Source organism: Nocardia sp. CC213A, from assembly GCF_030766805.1.
Classification (GTDB): Bacteria; Actinomycetota; Actinomycetes; order Mycobacteriales; family Mycobacteriaceae; genus Nocardia; species Nocardia otitidiscaviarum.
This window is the reverse complement of sequence record NZ_JASFXA010000007.1, coordinates 113244-135046: the sequence shown is the minus strand read 5'-3', so window position 1 is coordinate 135046 and position 21803 is coordinate 113244. Positions and strand designations below refer to the sequence as shown.

Sequence of the window (21803 nt, the reverse complement as noted above, 5' to 3'; positions counted from 1 at the left end):
CGACATGGTCGATTCGGGTGAAGCTTTCGATCCCGCCGCACACGCCGCCGCCATGGTGGGCCACCACTACCGCGTGGCCGACTACTACGAGGTCGGCCGCGAGAAGGTGCGCGAATACGCCCGCGCCGTGCAGGACTACCACCCGGTGCACTGGGACGAGGATGCCGCGCGGGAGTACGGCTACGACGGTCTGGTCGCGCCGCTCACCTTCATCTCCCTGGTCGGAATCCTGGCCCAGCGCAAGCTGTTCGAACAGGTCGTCACCGGTTACGACCTGAGCCAGATCATGCAGACCGACCAGATCCTGGAGTTCCACCGTCCCATCAAAGCCGGTGACCGGCTGTCCTGCATCGTCTACCTGCACTCGTTCCGGCAGGCGTTCGGCGGCGACATCATCGTCACCCGCAACGACGTGGTCGCGCAGAACGACGAGCTGGTGCTCACCACCTACACCACCCTGATCGGCCGCAGCGGCGGTGACATCGATCCCAATCTCTCCGACGCGGTGCGCAATGTGCTCATGCACGGCATCGGCCCGGATGAGCGGCCCGACCACCAGGCGGACGCCGATGCCGAGGACCAGGTGCACGTAACCCCGGTTCCGGTCCAGCAGATCCAGGGTGATGTGCCCGCCAAGCACGCCATCCGCTTCGACGACGTCACCGTCGGCCAGGAGCTGCCCACCCGCATCGTCCGGCTCACCCGCGGCGATCTGGTGAACTACGCCGGCGTCTCCGGCGACGCCAACCCGATCCACTGGAGCGACGACGTCTGCAAGCTCGTCGGCCTGGAGAACGTGGTGGCGCACGGCATGCTCACCATGGGCCTGGGCGGCGGCTTCGTCACCTCCTGGCTGGGTAATCCGGGCGCGGTCAAGGAATACAACGTCCGGTTCACCAGCCCCGTCTACGTCCCCGTGGACCGGGCCGCCGAGATCGAGTACACCGGCAAGGTGAAGTCCATGGACCCGGAGACCAAGACGGCCGTCGTCGCCATCGTCGCCAAGTCCCAGGGCCGCAAGATCTTCGGCCGCGCCACCGCCACGGTGCAGCTGGCCTGACCGAGGCACACGACACAGGCCGCGTACCCGATTGGCGATTCCCGATGTGCTTCCCGTACACTCGGAAATCTGGGGTCACCAGCCGCTGCGCGCTGCTCGGAGGAGCGGCGCGCGTGTTGTGTTCCCCGCCTGTCCGGGGATTGAATCCTCGGGTAAAAATGAATATGTAACGGTGGCTGGACGACCGACAACTCTGTTCAGCCGAAGGGGCGTAGCTCAATTGGCAGAGCAGCGGTCTCCAAAACCGCAGGTTGCAGGTTCAAGTCCTGTCGCCCCTGCCCTGAATGCCAGCGACGAGAGAGGATCGACGTGAGCGAGCGGGATGATCGCCACGGCGCTGCCGAGGATGGCGAGGACACCGCGGTGGCTCGTCCGAGCGGCAAGCGTTCCGCCCGGCGGACACGTACCGCGGCCTCGACGCCGTCGCTGACGAAGACCTCGACGGGTCCGGTCGCGACCATCGACCGGCCGTCCAAGAAGGCGAAGGCCGACACGGGTCGTTCGGGCAATCCGTTCAAGCGCCTGGTGAAGTTCCTCAAAGAGGTCATCTCGGAACTGCGCAAGGTCATCTGGCCGAACCGCAAGCAGATGATCACCTATACGAGCGTGGTCCTGGTGTTCGTGGTCTTCATGGTCGCGTTCATCGCCGGATTGGATGTGGCGTTCGTGAAGGGTGTCGACTGGCTGTTCGGTTAGCTGACCGCCGACGCCGGGTACCGTCGCGGACAGGTGGTTCGGCCGAATGTCCGAGAGGGCGGAGCCATCCGCCGGGTAAGACACCCGGCGCGCACAGGATGTACGTGACGACACAGGAAAGCGAGTGCCCAGTGAGCACCCCGGAGAACGGCACAACCGACGAATTCCCGGTCGACGACACGGTGGAGGCCACCGAGAGCGTCGAGGAATCCGCGGCCGCTGCGCCGACCGCGGAAGCTGAGCCCGCCGCGCCCGTAGCCGCCGAGCCCGTTGACGCCGAGCCCGCCGACCCGGTCGCGGAGATGAAGGCCGCGCTGCGTCGCGCCCCCGGCGACTGGTATGTCGTGCACTCCTACGCGGGATACGAGAACAAGGTGAAGGCCAATCTCGAGACCCGCGTTCAGAACCTCGGTCTCGAGGACTACATCTTCCAGGTCGAGGTTCCGACCGAAGAGGTCACCGAGATCAAGAACGGCCAGAAGAAGAACGTCAATCGCAAGGTGCTGCCGGGCTACATCCTGGTCCGCATGGATCTGAACGACGAGTCGTGGGGTGCGGTGCGCAATACCCCCGGCGTCACCGGATTCGTGGGCGCGACCTCGCGGCCGTCCCCGCTGTCGATCAACGACGTGGTGAAGTTCCTGGTTCCGGCCGCGCAGCAGAAGAAGGCCGCCCCGGCTGCCGCCGCTGCCGCCGCGACCCCCGCCGCCGGTGGCGAGGCCGCGCCCGCCAAGCCGGTCATCGAGGTCGATTTCGAGGTCGGCGAGTCGGTCACCGTCATGGACGGTCCGTTCGCGACGCTGCCGGCCAGCATCTCCGAGGTCAATGCCGAGCAGCAGAAGCTGAAGGTGCTGGTCTCGATCTTCGGCCGCGAGACTCCGGTCGAACTGGCCTTCACCCAGGTCGCCAAGATTTAAGCGCGATCGGGCGGTGATATCCGGCCGACGGGCCGGTATCACCGCCTTTTTCGCGTCCGCGTAGACTTGCCGGGTTGCGCCTGCGTTTCGACTTGACATTCGGAGCGCGAATGGGCGCATGTCCCGGATAAGGCTTACGGGAATCCGTAAGGAACCTACCCAAGGAAGAAAGATGCCCCCGAAGAAGAAGAAGGTCGCTGGGCTCATCAAGCTCCAGATCCAGGCCGGCCAGGCCAACCCGGCTCCGCCGGTCGGTCCGGCGCTGGGTCAGCACGGCGTCAACATCATGGAGTTCTGCAAGGCGTACAACGCCGCGACCGAGTCGCAGCGCGGCAACGTCATCCCGGTCGAGATCACGGTCTACGAAGACCGCTCGTTCGACTTCAAGCTGAAGACCCCGCCCGCCGCCAAGCTGCTGCTCAAGGCCGCCGGTGTGCAGAAGGGTTCGGCCGAGCCGCACCGCAACAAGGTCGCCCAGGTCACCATGGACCAGATCCGTGAGATCGCCAAGACCAAGCAGGAAGACCTGAACGCCAACGACATCGACGCCGCGGCGAAGATCATCGCTGGCACCGCCCGCTCGATGGGTATCACCATCGCGGAGTGAGCCTTCGCGGCATGCGCTCAGGGTCCGGAGGCGGCAGCCTGCGTAACCACGTAGGACCCCGCGAATGCCGCAGTTGGATACAGGCTCCCGTGGGAGGGACGGCCAGTCCCGCACCACTTCTGACTGAGACAAGGACAGACAATCATGGCAAAACGAAGCAAGGCTTACCTCGAGGCGGCCGCCAAGGTCGACCGCTCGCAGCTGTACTCCCCGCTGGCGGCCACCCGCTTGGCGAAGGAGACCGCCACCAAGAAGACCGACGCGACCGTCGAGGTCGCCGTCCGTCTGGGCGTCGACCCCCGCAAGGCCGACCAGATGGTCCGCGGCACCGTCAACCTGCCGCACGGCACCGGTAAGACCGCCCGCGTCATCGTGTTCGCGGTCGGCGACAAGGCCGCCGAGGCCGAGGCCGCCGGTGCGGACGCCGTCGGCGCCGAGGACCTGATCGAGCGCATCCAGGGCGGCTGGCTGGATTTCGACGCCGCCATCGCCACCCCGGATCAGATGGCCAAGGTCGGCCGGATCGCGCGCGTGCTGGGCCCCCGCGGCCTGATGCCGAACCCGAAGACCGGCACCGTCACCCCCGACGTGACCAAGGCCGTCAACGACATCAAGGGCGGTAAGATCAACTTCCGCGTCGACAAGCAGGCCAACCTGCACTTCGTGATCGGCAAGGCGTCCTTCGACGACACCAAGCTGGTCGAGAACTACGGCGCCGCCCTCGAGGAGATCCTGCGCGTGAAGCCCTCCACCGCGAAGGGCCGCTACGTCAAGAAGGTGACGATTTCGACCAACACCGGACCGGGCATCCCGGTGGACCCGAACCGCACCCGCAACCTGACCGACGAGGACGCGTAATCCTCCCGGTCGCGTAGCAACGCGAAAACGAAGAGCCGGTGCGGAATTCCGCACCGGCTCTTTGCTTTGCGCACCCGTCGGGTTCGCGCACGGGGGGTAGCTGTGGGACCTCGCCCCCCAGATCCCCGTGCGAGGGCGCGGACGGCCCGCCGTGTGGGCCGCTGCGCTCGAGGCGAGGGTCACCGACCCTCGTTTTGGCGGATGGGTGGCCCTTCGGCTATTCTGATCCACGGTCATCGACGCGTTCGATGTCCACCCCAATCGTTCTACCGAAGACCGTTGGTCGCTGCCGTCAGGCAGTCGAAGGTCCGGCGATATTGCCGGCGGCCCACGCAGGGAGAGCCGAGGTTGGGAAACATCGCGAATCACCTCGCCATATGTTTCTTGTACGCCCCGGGACCACTCTGCGTCCGGGGCGTTTGCTTTGTCTCCGGGCCTCCCACCGGACGTCGGTAGTTCATCGAGAACCGACCATCCAGAGAGGAGGCGAAGTATGGCCAAGCCCGAGAAGGTCACCGCGGTCGCGGAGATCGCGGAGCAGTTCAAGGGATCCACGGCCGCCGTTGTCACGGAGTACCGTGGCTTGTCGGTCGGCAAGATCACCGAGCTGCGTCGTGCGCTGGGTGCGAACGCTACCTACTCCGTCGCCAAGAACACCCTGGTCAAGCTGGCCGCCGCCGAGGCGGGCGTCACTGGCCTGGATGACTTGTTCGTCGGTCCGACCGCGATCACCTTCATTTCCGGTGAGCCGGTCGACGCCGCGAAGGCCCTGAAGCAGTTCGCCAAGGACAACAAGCAGCTGGTCATCAAGGGCGGCTACATGGACGGCGCCGCGCTGTCCGTGTCCGAGGTCGAGAAGATCGCCGACCTGGAGTCCCGCGAGGTCCTGCTGGCCAAGCTGGCCGGCGCCATGAAGGGCAACCTCTACAAGGCCGCCGGGCTGTTCGCCGCCCCGGCCTCGAAGACCGCCCGCCTGGTCGCTGCGCTGGAAGAGAAGAAGCGCAACGAGGGCGAAGCGGCCTGACGGCTGCACCTCACCACCACAAGCATGTCGTCGCCGCCGCGCGGCGATGATCACCACCGAAAGGAAGCACAATGGCCAACGTTGAGCAGCTGCTCGAGGAAATCGGCAACATGACCCTGCTGGAGCTCTCGGAGTTCCTGAAGGCGTTCGAGGAGAAGTTCGAGGTCACCGCGGCCGCTCCGGTCGCCGTCGCCGCTGTCGGCGGTGCCCCGGCCGCCGGTGGCGCCGAGGCCGCCGAGGAGCAGGACGAGTTCGACGTCATCCTCGAGGGTGCCGGCGACAAGAAGATCCAGGTCATCAAGGTGGTCCGCGAGATCGTCTCCGGCCTGGGCCTGAAGGAAGCCAAGGACCTGGTCGAGGGTGCCCCGAAGCCGATCCTGGAGAAGGTCGCCAAGGACGCCGCCGATGCCGCCAAGGCCAAGCTGGAAGAGGCCGGCGCCAAGGTTTCCGTGAAGTAATTTCACGGCACACGCCGCGAAGGGCGGTCCCGTCACGGGGCCGCCCTTTTCGTATTTCCGATACCGGTATCCGATGTCGGCTCACCATTGTGATCGTGCCGTGATCGACGATGACGAACAGTTGTTTCTACTCGTGAGTCAGGTCCCGGTGTCCGGGACGGGTCACATGCGATACAGTGACCGGACCTACTGTGATGCGCCACACCGCGCGAAGTAACCCGTGGTCTGCCGCAGTAGTGCGCTCGTCGGAGAATTGTGGAGGTTGGCGTGGGCGTCGAGGTCAGGACCGAAGGCATCACCAAGTCGTTCGGTTCGCAGCGTATTTGGCAGGATGTCACCCTGACCCTGCCGCCGGGGGAAGTCAGCGCTCTGCTCGGCCCGTCCGGTACCGGTAAATCCGTCTTCCTGAAGTCACTGATCGGTCTGCTGCGCCCGGAGCGCGGGTCCATCTACATCGACGGCACCGACATCACCACCTGCTCCAACAAGGAACTCTACGAGATCCGCAAGCTCTTCGGCGTGCTGTTCCAGGACGGCGCGCTGTTCGGCTCGATGAACCTCTTCGACAATGTGGCCTTCCCGCTGCGGGAGCACACCAAGAAGTCCGAGTCGGACATCAAGAAGATCGTCATGGAGAAGCTGGAGCTGACCGGTCTGCTCGGCGCGGAGGGCAAGCTCCCGGGTGAGATCTCCGGCGGTATGCGTAAGCGCGCCGGGTTGGCCCGCGCGCTGGTGCTGGATCCGCAGATCATCCTCGTCGACGAGCCCGACTCCGGTCTGGACCCGGTCCGCACCACCTATCTGTCGCAGCTGCTGATCGATATCAACTCGCAGATCGACGCCACGATCCTGATCGTGACCCACAACATCAACCTGGCCCGTTCGGTGCCCGACAACATCGGCATGCTGTTCCGTCGGCAACTGGTCATGTTCGGCCCCCGCGAGGTGCTGCTCACCTCGGAGGAACCGGTGGTCAAGCAGTTCCTCAACGGCCGCATGCAGGGTCCCATCGGCATGTCCGAGGAGAAGGACGAGGCCCAGATGGCGCGCGAGCAGGCCATGTTCGATTCCGGTCACCACGCCGGCGGCGCCGAAGAGGTCGAGGGCATCATTCCGCAGATGCGGGCGACCCCGGGTATGCCGGTGCGTCAGGCAGTGCACCGCCGTCGCGAGCGGGTGCGCCAGATCATGCACACGCTGCCGCACGCCGCCCAGGTCGCCATTCAGGAGTCCCTCGACGAAAACGGCGACACGCAGGTCATTCCCGCCTACCAGGGCGCCTACGACACTACGGCTGGACACGACCTGACTAACGGGTAACATACGGCCCGTGAATCGATCCCTGACACGGCTGCGCACACCGGTCGAGTCGGGACTTGCCCAAGCTGGCAACATTTTCGCGCTGCTGCTCGACGTGGCGCGCAAGACCTTTCGCCGGCCGTTCCAGTGGCGGGAGTTCGTCGAGCAGTCGTGGTTCATCGCGAGCGTCTCGATCCTCCCGGCCGCCCTGGTGGCAATCCCGTTCGGCGCGGTGGTCGCCCTGCAGACCGGCTCGCTCATCAAGCAGCTCGGCGCGGAGTCGTTCACCGGCGCGACCAGTGTGCTCGCAACCGTCCAGCAAGCGGCTCCGGTGGTGACCGCGCTGATCATCGCCGGCGCCGCCGGATCGGCCGTGGCCGCCGATCTCGGCTCGCGCACCATCCGCGAGGAGATCGACGCCATGGAGGTGCTCGGCATCGATCCGGTGCAGCGCCTGGTGGTGCCGCGGGTGCTGGGCATGATGCTGGTGGCGCTGCTGCTCAACGGCCTGGTCTCGGTGGTCGGCATCGCGGGCGGCTATTTCTTCAACGTGGGGTTGCAGGGTGGTACGCCGGGCGCGTATCTGGCGTCGTTCTCCGCGCTGGCGCAGCTGCCGGATCTGTGGATCGGCGAGATCAAAGCGGCCATCTTCGGATTGGTCGCGGCGGTCATCGCCTCGTACAAGGGGTTGCATCCGAAAGGGGGTCCGAAAGGAGTAGGTGACGCGGTGAATCAATCCGTGGTGATCACATTCCTGGTCCTCTTCTTCCTGAACCTGATCCTCACCCTGATCTATCTTCAGGTCGTCCCCGCCAAGGGCGCGTGATCCATGGTCGTCGCGCAGCGCACCACACCCCTCGGTCGGTCGGCGCGCCGGGTGGTCGGCGTGCTCAAGTCGCCGGTGAACGTCATCGACCGCGCGGGCGATCAGATGTCGTTCTACACCCGTGCCATCGCCTGGATTCCGCGCACGGCCGTGCACTACCGCAAGGAGGTCATGCGGCTGCTGGCCGAGGTGACCTTCGGATCGGGCGCGCTGGCGGTGATCGGTGGCACCATCGGCGTCATCGTGTTCATGTCGGCGTCGGTCGGCGTGGTGGTGGGTCTACAGGGCTTCAAGGCGCTCGACGCCCTCGGTTCCGGCGTGCTCACCGGCTTCCTGACCGGTTACATCAACACCCGTGAACTCGCGCCGCTGGTCGCGGCGCTGGCCCTCTCGGCGACGGTGGGCTGTGGATTCACCGCGCAATTGGGCGCCATGCGCATCTCCGAGGAGATCGACGCGCTCGAGGTGATGGCGGTGCCGGGCGTGCCGTTCCTGGTGACCACCCGGGTGATCGCGGGCTTCCTGGCCGTCATTCCGCTCTATATCGTCGGCCTGCTGGGCACCTATCTGGCGTCGCGGTCGATCAGCATCTATTTCAACGGGCAGAGCAGCGGCTCCTACGACCACTATTTCAGTTTGTTCCTACCACCCGAGGACGTGCTCTATTCGTTCCTCAAGGTATTGGTATTCGCCTTCGTCATCATCCTGGTGCACTGCTATTACGGCTTCAACGCCACCGGCGGTCCGGCGGGTGTCGGCGTGGCCGTGGGCCGCGCGGTGCGCGCTGCGATCGTGCTGGTGAACATTCTCGATTTCTTCCTGTCCCTGGCGATTTGGGGCACGACCACGACGGTGCGGGTGGCCGGATGAGTGAGACAGCATGAGCAATCCGAGGCGCGTGCAACTGTGGCGGTCCACGGAGACATTGCGCACCCGGACCCTCGGGGTGCTGTTCTTCGTGGTGATGGCGCTGTTCCTCAGCACCACGATCGCCGTCTACAACAAGGCGTTCGTGGAGACCGTGCGGGTCGACCTCATCACCGACACGGTCGGAAACGCGTTGACCCGCAACGCGGATGTGAAGGTTCGCGGCATCACGGTGGGCGAGGTGCGCTCCAGCGATTTCAGCGACGGCGAGGTCACCCTGCACCTGGCCATCGATCCGGATCGGGCCGAACAGATCCCGGCCAATGTCACCGCCCGGCTGCTGCCGAAAACCCTCTTCGGCGAGAAGTACGTGGACCTGGTGTGGCCGGAGAACCCGACCGGCACGCTGACCGAGGATGTCACCCTGCGGCAGGACACCTCCGGCAATGCCGTCGAGGTGAGTCAGCTGTTGGACAATCTGCTGCCGCTGTTGCAGGCGGTGCCGCCGCAGTACCTGGCCTCCACGCTGGGCGCGCTCTCGCAGGCGTTGCAGGGCCGGGGCGAGGAACTCGGCAACACCATCGACCGCCTGCATCGCATCTTCACCGAGGTGAATGTGGAACTGCCGACGCTGCAAGAGGATCTGCGCCAGTTCGCCACCGTCGCCGACACCTACGCCGACGCCGCCCCGCAGCTGGTCTCCGCGCTGGACAATCTGCGCACCACCAATGCCACCATCGTGCAGCAGCGTTCGCAGATCGACACCCTGCTGGCCACGCTCACCCCGAGTGCCGCGACCACCGCCGACTTCCTGATCGCCAACCGCGACAACATCATCGACGTGGCCGCCGACGCCCGGCCCGCACTGGAGGCGCTGGCGAAGTACTCGCCCGGCTACTCCTGCGCGCTGGCGAACTTCGCGCAGATGAAGCCGCGCATCGACGACATCTTCGGCAAGGGCACCGATCTGCCGGGCTCGCGCGTGTCCGTGGAGATCGTCAATCCGCGCGGCCGCTACCTGCCCAACCAGGACGAGCCGCGCTGGTTCGATCCCCGTGGGGCCATGTGCATCCCGGAGTATCCGCTCGGCGTGGACCCGGGCCAGTACACCAACGGCTCCGGCAACGACGGCTCCTACCAGCCGCCCAGCCGCAACCCCGGCGACCAGAGCATCGGACTCATGCCCGAACCCCAGTACCGCGTGTACGGACCATTCGCTCCCAGCTCCGTCGGATCGCCCGCCGAACAGCAGACCCTCGGCGCGATCTACGGTGCGGCACACGGCGTCTCGCCGGACGAGGTGCCGAGCTGGGTGACCCGGATCGCGGCCCCGGCCCTGCGCGGCAGTGAGGTGAGCGTGCGATGACCGACAAGCTGCGCGGCCTCGGCCCCACCCTGGCCAAGCTCATCGCCTTCGTGGTGGTGACCGTGCTGGCCACCGGCGTGCTGGGCCTGACCATCGCCAACTACACCGGCGGCGGCACCGAGTTCAAGGCTCGCTTCACCGATGTCACCTCGCTCAATCCGGGCGACGAGGTGCGCATCGCCGGCGTGCGGGTCGGCAAGGTGACCGGGGTGTCCATCGTGGAGCGGCGGCTGGCCGAGGTGCGGTTCGAACTCAACGACCGCGACTGGCTACCCGCCTCCACCACGGCCACCATCAAGTACCGGAATCTGGTGGGGCAGCGCTATATCGCGCTGGAGCAGGGCGCGGGGGAGCAGGGGCGCAAGATCAACGAGGGCGCCACCATCCCGCTGGAGCGCACCACGCCCGCACTCAACCTCACCGAGCTGTTCAACGGCTTCCGGCCGCTGTTCCAGACCCTGACACCGGATGACGTGAACAAACTGTCCTACGAGATCATCCAGGTCTTCCAGGGCGAATCCGGCACCATCCGGGATCTGGTGGCCAGCACCGCCAGCCTCACCAACAAGATCGCCGACAAGGACGCGGTGATCGGCGCGGTGGTGGAGAACCTGAACGCCGTGCTGGACGCCGTCAATTCGCGGGACGGGCAGCTGGATCAGTTGATCGTCAACACCGAGGCGCTGATCTCCGGACTGAACGCCGAACGCGGCACCATCGGCCGGGCGGTCAGCTCCCTGGGTGAGCTGGCCGCCGCCACCGCGGACCTGCTGGTGCCGACCCGACCCAATCTGCAGGGCGCGATTGCCGGCCTCAACCAGCTCACCGGCACCCTCAATGCCCGGCAGCCCGAGGTCGACGAGGGACTGACGAATCTGCCCATCAAGATGGAGAAGCTCGGCAGGGCCGCGAGTTACGGCTCCTGGTTCCAGTTCTACCTGTGCGGCATCGACATCGTCGCCGGGCCGGGTGTGCCGGACGCGCCGCAGCTGAACCTGCCCGCCGACATGCCCACCATCAACCAGCCGATCTACACCAACCCGGCGCCGCGCTGCCACGGAAAGGGAGGCCGCTGATGGACGACCGGACCGTACTCGGCGCGCGCAGCCCGGCCTTCATGGGCGGGATCGGCCTGGCCATGGTGCTGCTGGTGACCATGACCGCGTTCAGCCTGGACCGGCTGCCCATCATCGGCGCGGGCACCAAGTACACCGCGGAGTTCTCCGAGGCCGCCGGGCTGAAGCAGGGCAACGAGGTCCGCATCGCGGGCGTCAAGGTCGGCTCCGTCCAGGATGTGCGGCTCGACGGCGACCGGGTGCTGGTGGACTTCCGCACCCAGGACGCCTGGATCGGCAACGAGACCACCGCCTCCATCCAGATCAAGACGCTGCTGGGCCAGAAGTATCTGGCCCTGGACCCCAAGGGCTCCGGCGCGGCCGACCCCTCCGCGCGAATCCCGCTGTCGCGCACCGTATCCCCCTACGACGTGGTGGACGCCTTCAGCGACGCCGCCGAGGACATCGAGCAGACCGACACCGCGCAGCTGGCCCAGAGCATGCGGGTGCTGTCGGAGGCGTTCTCGGCGACCCCGCCGGAGATCCGCGGCTCCATCGACGGCGTCGCCCGGCTCTCGGAGTCCATCGCCAAGCGGGACGAGAAGCTGCGCACCCTGTTCGCCGCCACCAAGCAGACCAGTCAGGTGCTCGCCGACCGCAATGCCGAATTCGAACGGCTGCTCGCGAACGGCGGACAGCTGCTGGCCGAACTCAATATCCGGCAGCAGGCGATCCGGCAGCTGCTCACGGGCGCGAATACCATCGGCGCGGAACTGAGCGCGCTGGTGCACGACAACGAGGAACAGATCGGGCCCGCGCTCACCAATCTCCGCAAGACCATCGACATCCTCAATGCCCACCAGGCCGACATCTCCAAGACGCTGACACTGGCCGCGCCCTTCTACGGCCTCTACGCCAATGTGCTCGGCACCGGCCGCTGGTTCGACGCGGTGATCACCAACCTGATTCCGCCCGCGCTGCCGGAAGTGCCCGGCTACCGCGAGCCGATCCGGAAGATGGGAGGCTAGGCATGGCTCGCGACGTGCTGACCGGCCTGCGGGAATCCTCGCGCGGCAGGGCGATTCTCGCCGCCGCCGTAGCGGGCGCGGTGCTCATCGCCGCCGTGGCGTGGTGGGGTTTCGACAGGTTCACCACCACCCGGATCACCGCCTACTTCGACAAGTCCATCGGCATCTACGAGGGCTCCGATGTGCGCATCCTCGGCGTGCCGGTGGGTCGCGTCGACTCCATCGAGCCCATGGGCGATCAGGTGAAGATCGTCATGAGCGTCGATCGCGAATACGACATCCCGGCCGACGCCAAGGCCGCGCAGATCACGCCCTCGGTGGTGTCGGACCGCTACATCCAGCTCACGCCGGTGTACCGGGGCGGGCCGAAGATGGGGCGCGAGGCGACCATTCCGAAGGAGCGCACCGCCACCCCGGTCGAGGTGGACCGGCTCTACCGGAGCATCACCGAACTCTCCGACGCGCTCGGACCCGATGGCGCGAACGCCGACGGTGCGCTCAACGAGTTGGTGCGCACCACCTCCGCCAATCTGGCCGGAAACGGCGAGGCGCTGGCCAACAGCTTCGAGCAGCTGTCCAAAGCCGCCGCGGTGCTGGGTGATTCGCGATCCGACATCTTCGACACGGTGAAGAACCTGCAGGTGTTCGTGACGGCGCTGGCGCGCAACGACGCCCAGGTGCGGCAGTTCAACGCGCAGCTGGCCGATCTGGCGGGCTTCCTCGCCGACGAACGCAGCACCCTCGGTGACGCGCTGAACCTGCTGTCCGTCGCGCTCGGCGACGTGGCCCGGTTCATCGACGACAACCGGGAACTGGTGCAGGCCAATGCCGACGCGCTGACCCAGCTCACCCAGACCCTCGCCGACCAACGCGAGGATCTGGCCGCGGCGCTGCCACTCATCCCGACCGCGCTGAGCAATCTGATCAATGTGCACAACGGTGAGACCGGCACCCTCGACATGCGCCCGAACTTCACCGATCTGCAAGACCCCTTCGGGGTCATCTGCAAGATGCTGGATCTGGGCAAGCTGCGCCCGGGCGACCCGAAGTTCGACGCCATCACCCGGCAGATGCGGCCCATCCTCGATCACTGCGAGACGATTGCCGCGCAGATCACCGCGGGCGTGACCACACCGTCGCTGATCCTGCCGTTCGGCATCCTCAGCGGCGAGAACCAGCAGCGTGCCCCGGTGCCGGGCACCGTGCCCGGCAATCCGTCGGACCAGGCCCCGCCGTCGCAAGGAGGTGGACAGCGATGAGCGCTCCCCGTCGTCCGCGCGCGCTGGCGGCCGGAACCCGCCGCCGCGGCGGTGCGTTCGGCCGCCTTCGTGGCGGTGCGTTCGGCCGCCTTCGCGGCGGTGCGTTCGGCCGCCGCGTTGCCGCCGTTGCGACCGCACTGAGTGCGGTGACGCTGCTGGCCGGATGCGGTGACGGCGCGTACAGCATTCCGCTGCCCGGCGGGCCGAGCGTCGGCGACGATCCGCTGCACCTCGACATCCGCTTCGCCGATGTGCTGGATCTGGTGCCGCAGTCCACGGTCAAGGTGGACGGGGTGGCGGTGGGCCGCGTCGACACGATCGAACTCGCGCCGGACGGCTGGACCGCCAGCGTCAAGGCCGTGGTGCGAAATTCGGTGGACCTGCCCGCCAACGCCCGCGCCGAGGTGCGGCAGACGAATCTGCTGGGCGAGAAGTTCATCGAACTGTCGGTGCCCACCCACGATCCCGCCGCGGCCAAGCTGGCCGACAACGCGGTCATCCCGGTGGCGAACACCCGCACCGCGACCGAGGTGGAGCAGGTGCTCGGCGCGCTGTCCCTGCTGCTCAACGGCGGCGGCGTGGCGCAGTTGCAGCCCATCGTGGTGGAGTTGAACAAGGCGCTCGAGGGTCGCGAGAGCACGGTGCGCGATCTGCTGGAGCAGGCGAACACCCTGATCGACGGGCTGAACCAGCAGGTCGACGACATCACCCGCGCACTGGACGGGCTCGACACCCTGAGCAGTCGCCTGAGCGGGCAGACCACCCAGATCTCGCAGGTGCTCGACGAATTGCCCACGGGCATCCGGATTCTGGAGGAGCAGCGGCCGCAGCTGATCCAGCTGCTCGGCCAGCTGGACCGGGTCGGCCAGGCCGGATTCGATGTCCTGGACAACTCCAAGGACGACCTGATCCGCGACCTCAACTCGCTGCGCCCCACCCTGCAGGCGCTGGGTAGCGGCGCCGACGACCTGGTCACCGCGTTCCCGCTCATACCGACCTACCCGTTCCCGGACGAGGCCATCAAGTCCGCCTTCGGCGGACAGGTCAACACCTGGCTGTCGGTGGACCTGCAGATCGGCACGCTGCTGTCGAATCTCGGTGTGGGCAAACAGGACCCGGTGTACATCCCGCCGAACGGACGGCCGGTGCCGGTGGACGGATCCAATCCGTACTACAACGGCAACGGTCCGCGTCCGGGCTGGCCGACGGTCTCGCTGCTGCCGCTGCCGCCCACCGTGGTGCGCCCGCAGCTCCCAGCCGGACTGCCCATTCCGACCGATCCGCTCGGTTCACTGCTCGACCAGCTGGGAGTGGGTGGTCCGCGATGAGCAAACTGGTGCGCTACCAGCTGATCGCCTTCGGGCTGATCGCCGTGCTCGGCGTGGTGTTCGTTGGCGCGAAATACGTGCGCCTGGACAATATGCTGGGCTTCGGCCTGTACCGGGTGCAGGTGCGGATCGTCGACACCGACGACAAGCAGGCGACCACGGGCAATCTGTCCCCGGGCGCGGAGGTCACCTACCGGGGCGTTCCGGTGGGCCGGGTCGGCAAGCAGGAGATCATCCCCGACGGCGTGCTGATCACGCTCGAGCTGGACTCCGGCGCGCCCAAGGTGCCGCGGAGCGCGAAAGCCGTGGTGGCCAACCGTTCCGCCATCGGTGAGCAGTACGTGGACCTGGTGCCCAGCACCGCGGGTGCGCCGTACCTGCGGGACGGCTCCGTCATCGACGGCGCGCGGACCCCGATCCCGGTCGAGGATCTGCTCGCCAGCGTGAATCACTTCGCCAGCAGCACCGACCTGGTGGCGCTGTCCACCACCATCACCGAACTCGGCAAGGCGTTCGACGGCAAGGGCGACGAACTCCAGGTGCTGGTGGATTCGCTGGCCCGGTTCACCGAGACCGGCGTGGACGCGCTGCCGCAGACCCTGCGGCTCATCCGGGACGCGCAGACGGTGCTGACCACCCAGGCCGAACAGTCCCCGGCCATCCGGCAGTTCAGCGACGGCCTGGACCGGCTCTCGGCGCAGCTGCGCTCCAGCGATCCGGATGTGCGGCGGCTGATCGGCACCGGCACCGACGCGGGCAGCCAGATCTCGCAGCTGCTGCGGGAGAGCGGTGACGCGCTCACTCGCGACCTGGCGAACCTGCGCACCCTGCTGCTCACCATCTCGCCGAAGTTCTACGCGCTCGGCCCGGTGCTGCAGATGCTGCCGCTGCTGTCCATCGGCGCGTCCGCGACCGCTCCCGGCGACGGCACCACCCACTTCGGCCTGGTGCTGGAGACCAACAATCCGCCCGCCTGCACCGTCGGCTACGAGGGCACCCAGCGGATTCTGGACGAGATGCGGGCGCAGAACCCGGATTTCGACGACAGCCGCGACGACTTCCCGTTCAATACCGAGGCCAAATGCCTGGTGCCGCAAGGTAATCCGACGGCCGTGCGCGGTGGTGAACGGGCCGAGTTCGCCGATCCGAGCGTTCCCCAGCCGTGGGACGACAACCCCAAGGTCGATCCGGACAAGCTGAATCTCAATCCGGTCGCCACCCAACTGGCCACGCTGCTCGGCGTGACGCCGAAACGGTGAGGAATCCGGCGGAAAGTATGGTGACGGCGTGAGTCAGCAACACGACAGCGAATCCGTCGACCGCTCCGTGCGCACGGGTGTCACGGTGGCCGCCGTCGCCCTGCTCGCGGTGGCGGCGGTGGCGGCGGTGTGGTTCGGCTACGCCTGGATCGTGGGCGGGCTCGTGCAGGACAACGGCCGCGCCGACGCTCGCGACACCGCCTTGAACGACGCCCGGCAGGCCGCGGTCAACCTCATGACCTTCGACCCCGACGACGTCGACGGATCGCTGCGGACCATGCTGTCCTCCACCACCGGTGCGCTCCGGGAGGAGCAGACCAAGGACCTCGATTCGCTGAAAGCCCAGGTCGCCGAGGCGCAGACGCGTATGCGGTCGGAGGTGGAGGGCGCCACCGTCACCTCGCTCGCCAGCGAGAACGACCGCGCCACCGCCTTCGTCGTGCTGCGCATCACCCGCGCCTGGCCCGGCGGCCAACCCGCCACCTTCCGCCAACTGTGGAATCTGGACATGGTGAAGGAAGGCGACACCTGGAAGGCCGAGCAGGCGCGGAACCTGGGCGAGCCGGTATCGCTCGACGCGGGCGCGCTGCCCACCGAGCCCGCACCCGCCGAGCAGCCCGAGTCCGGTGGCCAGCCTGAGTCCGGTGGCCAGCCTGAGTCCGGTGGCCAGCCCGAGTCCGGCGAGCAGCCGCAGCCCGGCGAGCAGTCCCAGCCCGGCGAGCAGCCGCAGCCCGGCGAGCAGCCGGTGGCCGCGGAGCAGCAGTCGAACGATCAGCAGCCGCAAGAGCCGGGCCGATAGGAGGCAGCGACCATGGCCGACAAGCGACCCGTCAACCGCGTCACCCCCAAGCGCCGCACCTCCGGCACGCCACAGGACTCGTCCTCCCGCCGCGCCCTCGGCCGCGAGGGGCAGGCCGGATCGGCACGGCGGACGTCGGCGGATGCCGACCACCCGCGAGCCTCCACCGCGAACACGGGCACAGACCCGAAGAACGGGGCCACGCAGGCCGGGACCGGGGCCGCGACAGCTGGGGCCGCGAAAGCTGAGACTACGAAAGCTGGGGCCGCGAAAGCTGGGACTGCGAGGGCCGGGGCCGCGAAAGCTGGGGCCGCGAAGGACGTGGGCACGACGAGCGGGGCCGGGGAGAGCGGTGCCGCCACGACCGGGCGCGCGAAGACCGGGCTAGCGAAGACCGGGCTCGCGAAGGCCGGTTCGACCAAGCCGCGCGTCACCGCGACATCCGCGCGGGGGCGGTCCGCGTCCCACGGTGCGGGTGCCGCGTCCCGCGGTGTCGATGTCGCGTCCGGTGTCGACGGGCACTCGCCCGTCCCCGGCGGTTCCTGGCGGCTCGCGATCGGCTGCGGGATCGCCGCGGTCCTGCTCGGCGTCTTCGCCGTCGTGGCGGCCTTGCGTCCCGGCGTCGACGACGACAATCTCGCCTATGTCGACAACCAGGCCACCGATGAGGTGAAGGCCGCCGCCGATCACGCCCTGTCCACGCTCTACGGCTACCGGGCCGCCGAGATCGACCAGTGGAAGGACTCCGTCGGCGCGGTGCTGACCGAGCGGATGCGCGCGGATCTGGAGAAGTACATCGACACCACGGTCAGCACCATCAAGCAGGCGGCGACCGACACCGAGGTGACCACCGATCCGATCGGTGTGACTTTGCTCACGCCCGAGCGCGCCGAACTGCTGGTCAACCTGAATGTCTCCGCGGTCCGGGACGGCACCCCGGAACCGCTCGCGTCCGGTCCGGTGGTGCTGCGCATGCAGAAGGTGGACGGCCGCTGGCTGGCCGCCGAGATCGCCGACAACTGATCCGTCAAGGAAATTCACACCCCTGGTGGGGGCCGGTTTTTCGGTGATCTGCCAGCGCGCCAAACGATCTCGCGCCACGCGTCGGACCGGCCGCACTTGACGAGTTTCGTCCGAGCCGTCACGCTATTCACAACAGCGGCAGCTGTCACAGGGGTTCGCCCCGAACGGTGACCCGGCAATCGCAGCCAGCGGAAGACGGGACTCCCGGTGGGCCGGGAACACCGACAGCGTGTCAGCTGAACCGGTACGGCGCGCCAGCCCGCCGCGACCCGCAACGGGTGGTACTTTGACACCCCCGTAGGTTTGGGTGTAGTTTTGGACGTTGCGCTGGCTGCCTCCTGTCCATACCTTGTTCGCATCGACGAAAGTTCCACCTTCCGGTGTTACTTCCGCTGCTTGCTGTTCGGGTTTCGTTCGGGTGGGGACCAGCGGAATTCGTAGCAGACAAGCGACGGTCGCGGACCACCACGCGACTGCGCGTGAGGTGCTGGAAGGACGCATCTTGGCAGTCTCCACCCAGACCAAGGCCACCACGGCGGGCCGTGATTTCTACACAGTCCCCGGAGCCCCGAAGCGGGTGTCTTTCGCGAAGATCCGTGAGCCTCTGGAGGTTCCGGGTCTTCTCGATCTACAGACCGATTCGTTCGACTGGCTGATCGGCGCGTCAGACTGGCGGGAGCGAGCGGCGGCGCGCGGCGACGTCAATCCGACCGGCGGTCTCGAGGAGGTGCTCGAGGAGCTCTCGCCGATCGAGGACTTCTCCGGCTCCATGTCGCTGTCCTTCTCCGACCCGCGCTTCGAAGAGGTCAAGGCCTCCATCGAGGAGTGCAAGGACAAGGACATGACCTACGCGGCGCCGCTCTTCGTGACCGCGGAGTTCATCAACAACAACACCGGTGAGATCAAGTCTCAGACGGTCTTCATGGGCGACTTCCCGATGATGACCGACAAGGGCACGTTCATCATCAACGGCACCGAGCGCGTCGTCGTCTCGCAGCTGGTGCGTTCGCCCGGTGTCTACTTCGACGAGACCATCGACAAGTCCACCGAGAAGATGCTGCACTCGGTGCGTGTCATCCCGTCGCGCGGTGCGTGGCTGGAGTTCGACGTGGACAAGCGCGACACCGTCGGCGTGCGCATCGACCGCAAGCGCCGCCAGCCGGTCACCGTGCTGCTGAAGGCCCTGGGCCTGACCACCGAGGAGATCACCGAGCGCTTCGGCTTCTCCGAGATCATGATGTCCACCCTGGAGAAGGACAGCACTCCGGGCCAGGACGAGGCGCTGCTCGATATCTACCGCAAGCTGCGTCCGGGCGAGCCGCCGACCAAGGAGTCCGCGCAGACCCTGCTGGAGAACCTGTTCTTCAAGGAGAAGCGCTACGACCTCGCGCGTGTCGGCCGCTACAAGGTCAACAAGAAGCTGGGCCTGCACGCCGGTGAGCCGGTCGTGGGTTCGGTGCTGACCCGGGAAGACATCGTCGCGACCATCGAGTACCTGGTCCGTCTGCACCAGGGCGACAAGGTCATGACCGCGCCCGGCGGCGTGGAGGTGCCGGTCGAGGTCGACGATATCGACCACTTCGGCAACCGCCGCCTGCGCACGGTCGGCGAGCTGATCCAGAACCAGATCCGCGTCGGCCTGTCCCGCATGGAGCGCGTCGTGCGTGAGCGCATGACCACCCAGGACGTCGAGGCCATCACGCCGCAGACCCTGATCAACATCCGCCCCGTGGTGGCGGCGATCAAGGAGTTCTTCGGCACCTCGCAGCTGTCGCAGTTCATGGACCAGAACAACCCGCTGTCGGGCCTGACCCACAAGCGTCGTCTGTCGGCGCTGGGTCCGGGCGGTCTGTCCCGGGAGCGCGCGGGCCTCGAGGTCCGCGACGTCCACCCGTCGCACTACGGCCGCATGTGCCCGATCGAGACCCCGGAAGGCCCGAACATCGGCCTGATCGGCTCGCTCTCGGTGTACGCGCGGGTCAACCCGTTCGGCTTCATCGAGACGCCGTACCGCAAGGTCGTGAACGGCATCGTCACCGATGAGGTCGTGTACCTCACCGCCGACGAGGAGGACCGCGAGGTCCGCGCCCAGGCGAACTCGCCGATCGACGCCGACGGCAACTTCCTCGAGGAGCGCGTGCTCGCCCGCCGCGGCAACGAGGAGATGGAGTACGTCTCCCCGGCCGAGGTCACCTACATGGATGTCTCGCCGCGCCAGATGGTGTCGGTGGCGACCGCCATGATCCCGTTCCTCGAACACGACGACGCCAACCGCGCCCTCATGGGCGCGAACATGCAGCGTCAGGCCGTGCCGCTGATCCGTTCCGACGCGCCGCTGGTCGGCACCGGTATGGAGCTGCGCGCCGCCGTCGACGCCGGTGACGTGGTCGTGAACGCCAAGGCCGGTGTGGTGGAGGAGGTTTCGGCCGATTTCATCACCGTCATGCACGATGACGGCACCCGCCGCAGCTACCGGCTGCGGAAGTTCGAGCGTTCCAATCAGGGCACGTGCGCGAATCAGCGTCCGATCGTGGACGAGGGTCAGCGGGTGGAGGCCGGTCATGTGCTCGCCGATGGCCCCTGCACCGAGAACGGTGAGATGGCCCTGGGTAAGAACCTGCTGGTGGCGATCATGCCGTGGGAGGGTCACAACTACGAGGACGCGATCATCCTGTCGCAGCGCCTCGTGGAAGAGGACGTGCTCACCTCGATCCACATCGAGGAGCACGAGATCGACGCGCGGGACACCAAGCTCGGTGCCGAGGAGATCACCCGCGATATCCCGAATGTTTCCGACGAGGTCCTCGCCGACCTCGACGAGCGGGGCATCGTGCGGATCGGTGCCGAGGTCCGCGACGGCGACATCCTGGTGGGCAAGGTGACCCCGAAGGGCGAGACCGAGCTGACCCCGGAGGAGCGGCTGCTGCGCGCGATCTTCGGTGAGAAGGCCCGCGAGGTCCGCGACACCTCCCTCAAGGTGCCCCACGGTGAGTCCGGCAAGGTCATCGGTGTGCGGGTGTTCTCCCGTGACGACGACGACGATCTGCCGCCGGGCGTCAACGAGTTGGTGCGGGTGTACGTGGCGCAGAAGCGCAAGATCCAGGATGGTGACAAGCTCGCCGGTCGCCACGGTAACAAGGGTGTGATCGGCAAGATCCTGCCCGTGGAGGATATGCCGTTCCTGCCGGATGGCACCCCGGTGGACATCATCCTCAACACCCACGGTGTCCCACGTCGTATGAACATCGGCCAGGTGCTCGAAACCCACCTGGGCTGGATCGCCAAGACCGGCTGGAAGGTCGAGGGCAATCCGGAGTGGGCCAAGAACCTGCCGGAGGAGATGTGGGGCCAGGAGGCCGACACCAATATCGCCACCCCGGTGTTCGACGGCGCCCGCGAGGAGGAGCTGACCGGTCTGCTCGGCTCCACCCTGCCCAACCGCGACGGTGAGAGCATGGTCGACGAGAACGGCAAGGCGGTGCTGCTGGACGGCCGCTCCGGTGAGCCGTTCCCGTACCCGGTGGCCGTGGGCTACATGTACATCCTGAAGCTGCACCACCTGGTCGACGACAAGATCCACGCGCGTTCGACCGGCCCGTACTCGATGATCACCCAGCAGCCCCTCGGTGGTAAGGCGCAGTTCGGTGGTCAGCGCTTCGGTGAGATGGAATGTTGGGCCATGCAGGCCTACGGCGCGGCCTACACGCTGCAGGAACTGCTCACCATCAAGTCCGACGACGTGGTCGGCCGCGTGAAGGTCTACGAGGCCATCGTCAAGGGCGAGAACATTCCGGAGCCGGGTATTCCGGAGTCGTTCAAGGTGCTGCTCAAGGAACTCCAGTCGCTGTGCCTGAATGTGGAGGTGCTGTCCTCCGACGGCGCCGCCATCGAGATGCGCGACGGCGACGACGAGGACCTGGAGCGCGCCGCGGCGAACCTGGGTATCAACCTGTCCCGCAACGAGGCTGCGACGGTCGACGACCTGGCGCAGTGAGCGATCGGTCCCGGAGCTCTGAAAGGAGCTCCGGGGCAACGGATTTAGCGAACTTTTGCTCATACTCAACCCGAACAGGG

At 67.0% G+C, this 21803-nt stretch carries 19 protein-coding genes and 1 tRNA gene; all 20 read left to right on the top strand.

All coding sequences use genetic code 11. The features are described 5' to 3' along the window. Positions 1-4: 4 nt before the first annotated feature. The 20 genes from QJS31_RS14945 (at position 5) to QJS31_RS14850 (ending at position 21723) form a co-directional block, all read left to right on the top strand. Positions 5-1060, top strand: coding sequence for a fused (3R)-hydroxyacyl-ACP dehydratase subunits HadA/HadB (locus QJS31_RS14945; protein WP_282776152.1), 1056 nt, complete (start codon positions 5-7; stop codon positions 1058-1060). 205 nt (positions 1061-1265) lie between these two features. Continuing rightward, a tRNA-Trp gene (locus QJS31_RS14940) sits at positions 1266-1338 on the top strand. Positions 1339-1369: 31 nt separating this feature from the next. Next, on the top strand, positions 1370-1756 hold the full coding sequence (gene secE / locus QJS31_RS14935; protein WP_282776079.1) for a preprotein translocase subunit SecE: 387 nt from the start codon (positions 1370-1372) through the stop codon (positions 1754-1756). 131 nt (positions 1757-1887) lie between these two features. Next, on the top strand, positions 1888-2673 hold the full coding sequence (gene nusG / locus QJS31_RS14930) for a transcription termination/antitermination protein NusG (RefSeq protein WP_282776154.1): 786 nt from the start codon (positions 1888-1890) through the stop codon (positions 2671-2673). 172 nt (positions 2674-2845) lie between these two features. Beyond that, positions 2846-3280: a 50S ribosomal protein L11 gene (gene rplK / locus QJS31_RS14925; RefSeq protein ID WP_029925936.1), complete on the top strand. Its 435-nt coding sequence runs from the start codon at positions 2846-2848 to the stop codon at positions 3278-3280. Between the two features lie 144 nt (positions 3281-3424). Further along, a complete protein-coding gene (gene rplA, locus QJS31_RS14920) occupies positions 3425-4138 on the top strand; it encodes a 50S ribosomal protein L1 (protein ID WP_029925934.1) in 714 nt (237 codons plus the stop codon). 493 nt (positions 4139-4631) lie between these two features. Then, the gene (rplJ, locus tag QJS31_RS14915; protein WP_029925932.1) at positions 4632-5162 is read left to right on the top strand and encodes a 50S ribosomal protein L10; all 531 of its coding nucleotides are present in this window, start codon (positions 4632-4634) and stop codon (positions 5160-5162) included. Positions 5163-5233: 71 nt separating this feature from the next. After that, positions 5234-5620 (top strand): 50S ribosomal protein L7/L12, encoded by a 387-nt coding sequence (gene rplL, locus QJS31_RS14910; protein WP_029925930.1) that lies wholly within the window; start codon positions 5234-5236, stop codon positions 5618-5620. Between the two features lie 267 nt (positions 5621-5887). Next, a complete protein-coding gene (locus tag QJS31_RS14905; protein ID WP_282776083.1) occupies positions 5888-6940 on the top strand; it encodes an ABC transporter ATP-binding protein in 1053 nt (350 codons plus the stop codon). 10 nt (positions 6941-6950) lie between these two features. Further along, positions 6951-7745 carry an ABC transporter permease gene (locus QJS31_RS14900; RefSeq protein WP_282776084.1) on the top strand — a complete coding sequence of 265 codons (795 nt, stop codon included), beginning with the start codon at positions 6951-6953 and terminating at the stop codon, positions 7743-7745. A 3-nt stretch (positions 7746-7748) separates the two neighbouring features. Continuing rightward, positions 7749-8615: an ABC transporter permease gene (locus QJS31_RS14895; protein ID WP_029925925.1), complete on the top strand. Its 867-nt coding sequence runs from the start codon at positions 7749-7751 to the stop codon at positions 8613-8615. 10 nt (positions 8616-8625) lie between these two features. Then, a complete protein-coding gene (locus QJS31_RS14890) occupies positions 8626-9978 on the top strand; it encodes an MCE family protein (protein ID WP_282776088.1) in 1353 nt (450 codons plus the stop codon). Next, positions 9975-11054: an MCE family protein gene (locus QJS31_RS14885; protein WP_306356968.1), complete on the top strand. Its 1080-nt coding sequence runs from the start codon at positions 9975-9977 to the stop codon at positions 11052-11054. Before QJS31_RS14890 ends, QJS31_RS14885 begins: the two co-directional genes overlap by 4 nt. Continuing rightward, the gene (locus tag QJS31_RS14880; RefSeq protein ID WP_306356967.1) at positions 11054-12061 is read left to right on the top strand and encodes an MCE family protein; all 1008 of its coding nucleotides are present in this window, start codon (positions 11054-11056) and stop codon (positions 12059-12061) included. Before QJS31_RS14885 ends, QJS31_RS14880 begins: the two co-directional genes overlap by 1 nt. Positions 12062-12063: 2 nt before the next feature. After that, positions 12064-13320: an MCE family protein gene (locus QJS31_RS14875; protein WP_282776094.1), complete on the top strand. Its 1257-nt coding sequence runs from the start codon at positions 12064-12066 to the stop codon at positions 13318-13320. Further along, positions 13317-14648, top strand: coding sequence for an MCE family protein (locus QJS31_RS14870; RefSeq protein ID WP_306356966.1), 1332 nt, complete (start codon positions 13317-13319; stop codon positions 14646-14648). Before QJS31_RS14875 ends, QJS31_RS14870 begins: the two co-directional genes overlap by 4 nt. Then, entirely contained in the window at positions 14645-15907 is a 1263-nt protein-coding gene (locus QJS31_RS14865; RefSeq protein WP_282776098.1) for an MCE family protein, read from the top strand. Before QJS31_RS14870 ends, QJS31_RS14865 begins: the two co-directional genes overlap by 4 nt. Positions 15908-15935: 28 nt before the next feature. After that, positions 15936-16706 (top strand): hypothetical protein, encoded by a 771-nt coding sequence (locus tag QJS31_RS14860; RefSeq protein WP_306356965.1) that lies wholly within the window; start codon positions 15936-15938, stop codon positions 16704-16706. A 12-nt stretch (positions 16707-16718) separates the two neighbouring features. After that, positions 16719-17729 (top strand): hypothetical protein, encoded by a 1011-nt coding sequence (locus QJS31_RS14855; protein ID WP_306356964.1) that lies wholly within the window; start codon positions 16719-16721, stop codon positions 17727-17729. Positions 17730-18213: 484 nt separating this feature from the next. Continuing rightward, a complete protein-coding gene (locus QJS31_RS14850; RefSeq protein WP_282776104.1) occupies positions 18214-21723 on the top strand; it encodes a DNA-directed RNA polymerase subunit beta in 3510 nt (1169 codons plus the stop codon). The last annotated feature ends 80 nt before the right edge of the window (positions 21724-21803 follow it).